At 57.1% G+C, this 7,277-nt stretch carries 7 protein-coding genes, 3 tRNA genes and 1 other RNA gene; 5 read left to right on the forward strand and 6 right to left on the reverse strand.

Annotation, left to right across the window (positions count from 1 at the left end):
* Window positions 1-138 precede the first annotated feature (138 nt).
* Window positions 139-509, forward strand: an RNA gene (gene rnpB, locus HRF49_10255) — RNase P RNA component class A.
* Between the two features lie 72 nt (window positions 510-581).
* On the opposite strand, the gene HRF49_10260 is transcribed toward rnpB, so the two are convergent.
* Window positions 582-654, reverse strand: a tRNA-Arg gene (locus HRF49_10260).
* Between the two features lie 63 nt (window positions 655-717).
* On the opposite strand from HRF49_10260, the gene HRF49_10265 reads away from it, so the two are divergent.
* Window positions 718-1,641 (forward strand): M48 family metallopeptidase, encoded by a 924-nt coding sequence (locus HRF49_10265; GenBank protein ID MEP0815033.1) that lies wholly within the window; start codon window positions 718-720, stop codon window positions 1,639-1,641.
* 35 nt (window positions 1,642-1,676) lie between these two features.
* Here HRF49_10265 and galT read toward each other — a convergent pair whose 3' ends face one another.
* The 3 genes from galT to HRF49_10280 all read right to left on the reverse strand — a co-directional run bounded on the left by galT (window position 1,677) and on the right by HRF49_10280 (window position 5,401).
* Window positions 1,677-2,705, reverse strand: coding sequence for a galactose-1-phosphate uridylyltransferase (gene galT, locus HRF49_10270; protein ID MEP0815034.1), 1,029 nt, complete (start codon window positions 2,703-2,705; stop codon window positions 1,677-1,679).
* 120 nt (window positions 2,706-2,825) lie between these two features.
* The gene (locus tag HRF49_10275) at window positions 2,826-3,929 is read right to left on the reverse strand and encodes a type II secretion system protein (GenBank protein MEP0815035.1); all 1,104 of its coding nucleotides are present in this window, start codon (window positions 3,927-3,929) and stop codon (window positions 2,826-2,828) included.
* Between the two features lie 296 nt (window positions 3,930-4,225).
* Window positions 4,226-5,401 carry a type II secretion system protein gene (locus HRF49_10280; GenBank protein MEP0815036.1) on the reverse strand — a complete coding sequence of 392 codons (1,176 nt, stop codon included), beginning with the start codon at window positions 5,399-5,401 and terminating at the stop codon, window positions 4,226-4,228.
* 182 nt (window positions 5,402-5,583) lie between these two features.
* On the opposite strand from HRF49_10280, the gene ndk reads away from it, so the two are divergent.
* The 3 genes from ndk to HRF49_10295 all read left to right on the forward strand — a co-directional run bounded on the left by ndk (window position 5,584) and on the right by HRF49_10295 (window position 6,354).
* Window positions 5,584-6,039, forward strand: coding sequence for a nucleoside-diphosphate kinase (gene ndk / locus HRF49_10285; protein MEP0815037.1), 456 nt, complete (start codon window positions 5,584-5,586; stop codon window positions 6,037-6,039).
* 141 nt (window positions 6,040-6,180) lie between these two features.
* Window positions 6,181-6,257: transfer RNA gene (locus tag HRF49_10290), tRNA-Asp, on the forward strand.
* 24 nt (window positions 6,258-6,281) lie between these two features.
* Window positions 6,282-6,354: transfer RNA gene (locus HRF49_10295), tRNA-Phe, on the forward strand.
* Between the two features lie 42 nt (window positions 6,355-6,396).
* Here HRF49_10295 and HRF49_10300 read toward each other — a convergent pair.
* Together HRF49_10300 and HRF49_10305 are read right to left on the reverse strand one after the other, a co-directional pair.
* Window positions 6,397-6,588: a hypothetical protein gene (locus HRF49_10300; GenBank protein MEP0815038.1), complete on the reverse strand. Its 192-nt coding sequence runs from the start codon at window positions 6,586-6,588 to the stop codon at window positions 6,397-6,399.
* Window positions 6,581-7,033: a hypothetical protein gene (locus HRF49_10305; GenBank protein ID MEP0815039.1), complete on the reverse strand. Its 453-nt coding sequence runs from the start codon at window positions 7,031-7,033 to the stop codon at window positions 6,581-6,583. The genes HRF49_10300 and HRF49_10305 overlap by 8 nt, the downstream gene beginning before the upstream one ends.
* Window positions 7,034-7,277 lie beyond the last annotated feature (244 nt).

The following is a 7,277-nucleotide window of genomic DNA, read 5'->3' on the forward strand; positions in this document are numbered from 1 at the left end:
TGCGGTCCTTGAATGTCAAGTGATGGTACTCTTTCAACGGTGCAACACCTCCGGGCTTGAATCACCTAGAGTGTTGCACCTCATTCATGAATGTGCCGCGATTGTTTATAAAGGCGGATTGGGGTATCATGTATGCCGCGAGGGGAGCAAGCGGCCGCGGCGGGGCTCGTCCCCGTCGAGGAAAGTCCGGACACCCCAGGGCAGGGGACTGGGTAACTCCCAGGCGGAGCGATCCGATGGAATGCGCCACAGAAAAGAACAGCCCGCAATTCGCCCCTCAGGGCGAAATTTAGGTTGATACCCGCGGGCAACGGTGAAACGGTGCGGTAAGAGCGCACCAGCGGTCCGGGCGACCGGCCGGCTCGGGCAACCCTCCCCGGTGCAAGGCAAAAAGGGGGCGTTAAAAGGCGGCCCGCCGAGCCCCCGAGTAGCTGCTTGAGGCGTCGTGAGAGCGGCGTCCCAGATAGATGGCCGCATAAACAGAATCCGGCTTATGCTCCCCTCGCATCCCGGTTTCGCGCGTCAGGAGCGAGGTTTAACGCCTTGGATTGAATTGTCTAGTGTGTCGAATGGGAATCAAGCGCGCCTGACTGGATTCGAACCAGTGGCCTACAGCTCCGGAGGCTGTCGCTCTATCCCCTGAGCTACAGGCGCGCGGCGCGAAATTCTACCACAGCGTTTTTCCCGCGCCCCGGCGCGCTTTGATATAATCGCCGCGTGTACAGCCTCTTCCAGTATCAGATCGAAGCTAACAAGCGCCGCACGTTCTTTCTCTTTTTCGGATTCATTCTGCTTATTACGGGGCTGGGACTCGCCATCGGGCTATTCGTATCTCCGCAGGACAGCGTGCTTTTCGCCGCGGCCGCGCTGGTGCTCGCGGTGATAATGAGCATCAGCAGCTACTACGGCGGCGCGTCGTCGGTGATAAGAATGACCCGCGCGCGCGAAGTGACGAAGGCCGAATTTCCATATCTGATCAACACCGTGGAGGGGCTCTGCATTGCCGCCGGGCTGCCGCATGTGCCCCGGGTGTATGTGATGGACGAGGACAGCCCGAACGCATTCGCGACCGGCCACAAGCCGGAGAACTCGATTATCTGCGTGACGACCGGCCTTTTGGAAAGGCTGGACCGCCAGCAGCTTGAAGGCGTTCTCGCGCATGAGCTCTCCCACATTTACAACCAGGACATATTGATAATGACCGTAGCGGCGGCGCTGGTCGGACTGATAATAATCATTTGCGAACTCGTGTTGCGCGGCAGGATGTGGTACTTCGGCGGCCGGGGCGGAGGGCGCGACCGGGGAGGCGGGCAGTTTGCGCTGATTTACCTCGCGATAATGCTTTTGGCAGCGATACTCGCGCCGATTGTCGCGCAGATGATGCAGATGGCGATCAGCCGCAACCGCGAGCATCTGGCCGATGCGACCGCGGTGAAGCTGACGCGCAATCCTGAAGGGCTTGCGGGAGCGCTCGAAGTGATAGCAAACACTCTCGTTCCCATGCCGCAGGTCTCAACCGCCGCCGCGCACCTTTTCATTGACGACCCGACGCGCGCCGCACCGCAACGGAATTGGTTCGAGCGGATGTTCGACACCCATCCCGATATCTGGGATCGGATCGACAAAATCCGCAGGATGTGATGCAACGGCTTTAAAGAGGCGGCAAGTTCAAAATTTCATTCCACACCGATATCCCGCAAGAACGCCGCCGCGTCTTCGGGCGGAGTGGGATTGATATAAAATCCGGTTCCCCACTCGAATCCGGCGGTTTTGGTCAGCCGCGGGAACAACTCGATATGCCAGTGGTATGCGCTGTGCGCATGCTGCAGGTTTTCCTCGCACCATTTATCGGACGGGGTCGTGTGCAGGATGTAGTTGTAATTGAGTCCATCGCCAAGCGCCCTGTAATACTTGGCTATCAACACGCGCATCGCCTCGGCGAGCTTTGCAAGCTGTGCGTCGCTGGCATCGTGAAAAGCCGAATCGTGGCGCTTGGGAAGAAGCATCGTCTCGAACGGCGCGAGGCTCGCGAAGGGGCAGAACACGAAAAACTCGTCGTTTTCGTAAACGATTCTGTCCCCTGTCAGTCTCTCTTGGTCGATTATGTCACAGAAGATACAGCGCTTTTTAAGCTGCCAGTGCGCGGCCGCGCCCTGCAGCTCTTCCATGACCCTCTTCGGCACAATGGGAAGCGCGATAAGCTGGCTGTGAGGATGCGGAAGACTTGCTCCCGCCCTCGAACCTTGGTTTTTAAAAAGCAGGATGAACTCCATCCTTTGGTCTCGGAAGAGATCCACCATGCGATCCCTGTACGACCTGAATATTGCGGTCAGATGATCCGGCGAATGTTGATGGAGCAGGCGGAAATGATCCTCGCTTTCGATTATCACTTCGTGCGCGCCGACGCCGTTCATCATGTCGTACATTCCGACGCCCTTCCGCCCCAAATCGCCTTCAATCCGCAGAACCGGGAATTTGTTCGGCACGACCCGGAGAGTCCATCCCGGCTCGCCCCAGTTTCCGCCGTTGGGACGCAGCGCGTAAACTTCCGGCGGCGTTGTGCTTTCATTGCCCGGACAAAACGGGCATTTTTTGGGATCGCCCAGGTCTTCCTTCTCTTCCTGAAACGCGTGCGGACGGTTTCCCCTTTCCGTCGAGATAATAACCCATCTCGAAAGGATGGGGTCTTTTCTAAGTTCGGGCATTCATGTCTCCTGGATTCGCCGGAACCTCCGGCGGCGGCATTATACCAGCCGCGAGATTCGTGTAATTAACAAAAACGCCCCGGATTGCTCCGGGGCGAAGCCGCTCAATGCGAATTGCAGCTAGTTGCGCGCTCCTTTTGTGTCTTCTCCGGCTGTTAGTGCAAGGATGATCGCGTCCTTGATTCCGTTTGGATTGCCGTACTCGAGCTGATTGAGTCCGAGGGAGCTTGAAGCGCTGAACGGGCTTCCGGGAAAGGAGTTTCCGATTTGCCTGTTCATCCACCTCGTCCAGCTCGGTATCCTTATCAAGCTTGCGGGATTAGTGCCGCCGCCTCCGCCGCCGGGATCGCCCGGATCCCCTTGCATCGGGCCGAATTCCGGAACCGTCGGCCTGTAGGAAGCCAGAATGTCGAAATCGGCTGCGCCAAGGCTGGCCGCCGTAAAAGCGACAATCGAAGGCTCGGGCCCAAGGATATCGCTTCCTTTGCTTCTTATGCTTCCGTATCCCGCCATGATGTACTGGTCGACTTCGATAGGCTGGATTGGCCTGTTTGGATCGATCGACTCCGGGCTGGCGGCGATTATCGGGCCGTTCGATTTGTAAATAAACTCTCCCGGCAGGTAGAGTTTGGGACGGTTGCCCAACCAGAGATCGAAAAACCTGAAATTTTCGAAGTTTGCCTGGCTCTCCACCAGCTGCGGCGGCTGGCCCGGAGTTACCGCCACGAACTGCGGAAACCTGTGATCCGCCGACACATTGCCCATAATGGTGCAAGTGCCGCCGAATCTGCATCCCCGAATCGGCCCGTTCGCCCCGCTTCTCATCCGGTCGTTCACATCTTCCTGGAACTTGTGGATGGCGGCGCCGTTTCGGGCGAACGGATTTTTGGGATAACTGTCGACATACCCCCTTCGAAGCAGCGGGTCGGAAACTTGGTTCCTGTCCGCAATGACCGTGATATCCGTCAATGCATTGACGTTGGCGTTGATATTCGGGTTGTTTGAATATTTCAAATCGCCGCCGATCAGGTACTGGGGATAAGTCCCCTCGGTGTCCACCGCGAACCGCTCGATGGACAACTGGATGTTGTGAAGATTGCTCTTCACCTCGGCTTCCTTCGCCTTGTCCTTGACCCTGATGTAATTGGGAAGTGCGATGGAGGCAAGGATGCCGATGATCACGATGACGACCAGGAGCTCTATCAAAGTAAAGCCCTTTTTCATGTCGTCACACCTCCTTGAATTGTGGGATAAAAGCAAAAAGGCCTGCACGCCCGGCGGCTGCAGACCTCGACCATTTAACTTTTACCCGCAGAATTTGTGGATTTCAAGCGCGCGAAGCAGTTTTAAAAAAAAGTTGGGGGAAAATTAATCTGCGAAAAAAATGAAAACCACAGGAAATATCGTCGCCAAGCCCTGCGGTTCAATCGGCGGGCGTACAGTTCGAACGGCGTATAAAAAGCAACACCCCGGGGGGGCAAACCCCCGGGGTGTGTTCATACTACGCTTGAAATCGGATACTAGCGGTTTTCCTTGGCGTTCTCGCCCGCGTTCAGAACAAGGATGGTCGCGTCCTTGATGCCGTTCGGGTTGCCGTAGGAAAGCTGCTCGAGGCCGATCGTTGTGGACGGGCCGTAGGGGCTGCCCGGGTAGCTGCCGCCGACGACCTGGTTGAGCCAACGAGTCCAGCTGGGGATGTCGATACGCTGGCCGACGGTGGTGCCGCCGCCTCCGCCGCCCGGATCGCCGGGATCACCCTGCATCGGACCGAACTCCGGTACCGGAGGACGATAACCGGCAAGGATGTCGAATTCGCTGTTCCCAGCGCTCGCAGCGGTGTATGCGACGATGTTGGGCTCGGGTCCGAGAATGTCGCTGCCCTTGGAGCGGATGCTTCCGTAACCGCCCATGATGTACTGGTCAACTTCCACCGGCTGAATGGGACGGTTCTGATCGATCGAATCTGGATCCGCGGCAACAACCGGTCCATTCGACTTGTAGAAGAACTCGCCCGGCAGGTAAAGCTTGGGACGGTTGCCCAGCCACAGGTCGTAGAACCTGTAATTCTCGAAGTCGGCCTGACTGGCTACCGTCTGAGGCGGCTGACCCGGAGTCACCGAGACAAACTGGGTGAACCTGTGATCGGCCGATACGTTGCCCATTATTGTGCAGCTTCCGCCGAACCTGCATCCGCGGATTGGGCCGTTGGCGCCGCTGCGCATATCGTCATCCACATCGTCTTGGAACTTGTGGATGGCCGCGCCGTTGCGGGCAAACGGGTTTTTGGGATAGCTGTCCACATATCCCCTGCGAAGCAACGGGTCGGAAACCTGATTGCGGTCCGCGATTGCCGTGATGTCGGTAAGCGCGTTCACGTTGGCGTTGATATCCGGGTTGTTCGAATACTTCAGGTCTCCGCCGATCAAGTACTGCGGGTACGTCCCCTCGGTGTCCACCGCAAAACGCTCGATGGACAACTGAATGTTGTGAAGATTGCTCTTCACCTCGGCTTCCTTGGCCTTATCCTTGACCCTAATGTAGTTAGGGAGTGCGATTGCGGCCAGAATGCCGATGATCACGATGACGACGAGCAACTCGATAAGAGTAAAGCCCTTTCTCACGTCATCTACCTCCTTGAAAGTGGGATAATAGCAAAAAAGGTTTGCGCGCCAGACGGCTGCAAACCTCGACCGCAGAAGTTATACCCGTTTCAGGGCGGCTTGTCAAGGGCATTGAAGGGATTTTGGAAAAAAGTCCGGGAGTCCGCCGGATGGTCTTTAAGGGGCGGTTGGCTCGTTTTGGGCAAAATCGAGGGCTTTCGGCGAGCGGCATTCAGTCAATCTCCTGTTATAATCCGCCCGGTTTTCGGAGGAGCATCTTGGAACGCACATTCGTGATGATCAAGCCGGACGGAGTGGCCCGCGCGCTGGCCGGGCGCATAATCGGCGTGTTCGAGCAGAAAGGTCTGACGCTGCGGGCGATGAAGCTGATGCGCGTGACGCAGGAGACGGCGGAGCGGCACTACGCCGAGCACGTCGGCAAGCCGTTCTATCCCGGTCTGGTTTCTTACATCCAGAGCGGCCCTGTCGTGGCGATGTGCTGGGAAGGGCCGAACGCCGTCGCACAGGTTCGCTCGCTCGTCGGCGCGACCCACCCCAAGGACGCCGCGCCGGGAACGATACGGGGCGACTTTGCGCTTGACATTTCGAACAACCTTGTCCATGCCAGCGATAGTCCTGCGACCGCCGAGCGGGAGCTTTCGGTGTATTTCACCGCCGCGGACTATGTCGAAGGCGATATTAGATGCGACGCCGGATGGCTAACCGGGAGATGAAACCATTTACCGCCGATCTCCAGATCGGCGTTTCGACGCCCGGCAAGTTCCACCGTTCGATTATCCGGCTGCGGGAAAATTCTATTGACCCGCCGTCCGTTTCTGGTATTATCTCTATCCCCGCAATCGCGGAGGGTGCATGGGGCCGTGGTGTAGTCGGTTAACATATCTGCCTGTCACGCAGAAGACCGCGGGTTCGAGTCCCGTCGGCCCCGCCATTCCTTCCCCTGTTGCGGGCGCGTGGCCGGGTAGCTCAGGTGGTAGAGCAGGGGACTGAAAATCCCTGTGTCGGCAGTTCAACTCTGTCCCCGGCCATGTTTGGTTTTGCGGGGGATGGGTGCGGCGAAATTTCGCGATTCACTTTTTTGCGGGGTCAGCCCGCACTTTATTCTTTATGGATTTTTGGCTTTCTATCATTTCCGCGGCGCGCTTGTCCCAATACGAAATCACCTCTTCGCGCGTCATTCCGGACAGTTTCTTATGCACCTTCAGCGAAGCGCGGCGCTTCATTTGAACGCATTCAGGCTCGGGCACTCTTAACTTACTCACTTTCCACAACCTCCTGGGGAGTGTGAATGGCAATATCCTGATATCCGCGAAGCAAATTAACGGCATTGTACATTCGGATTTTTTTGAAGTTGACGATGTGCCGGAAATTCCAACTTACTATCAACCTGCACCGGGATACGGTGGCCGATGCGACATGAATAGCGTCAGCCTCCCATTTTGGCGTCAGAATGCCATTGGCGATGTAGGCGTCCTTAAGGTCGTACACCTCCCCGCTCGAAACGGCAACCTCCGCCGCTTGCTTAAATGTCTCGTAAAATTTTCGAACCCTTAACGGCGCTTCTGCGATTTCATCGTCGAGCGTCGGCGAAACGACCAAATTAAACGCGCCTTCCTTAACCAGTTCGAAAAACTTCATGCTCGGCAGCGCGAACGGCTCCGTATCGGCAATCGCGCCGAAAACCGAAGTGTCTGCGTAAACGCGAATCGCCCGCTCACCACGTTTGATCATGCCGGATAAAGTATACCCGATGTACTTGCGGGGATTGTTCCAATACTCAGCCCCAACATATCCTAATACGTATTACGGGAGACACATTGAACCGCCATCGCACTACCCTCCCCCGTTCATCGCCTTCGCCCGCGCGACCGCTTTCCCGTTTTTCTTCGGCGCGCCAAGCTTTATCCCGTGCCGTTCCAGCACCGGGCGCAGGTATTGCCCCGTGTAGCTC

Source organism: bacterium (genome assembly GCA_039961635.1).
Classification (GTDB): domain Bacteria; phylum 4484-113; class 4484-113; order JAGGVC01; family JAGGVC01; genus JABRWB01.

Excerpts from the sequence above, each read along its gene's own strand:
- galT (MEP0815034.1), bottom strand. The coding sequence starts at position 2,705 with ATGCCCGAACTTAGAAAAGACCCCATCCTTTCGAGATGGGTTATTATC.
- HRF49_10275 (MEP0815035.1), bottom strand. The coding sequence starts at position 3,929 with ATGAAAAAGGGCTTTACTTTGATAGAGCTCCTGGTCGTCATCGTGATC.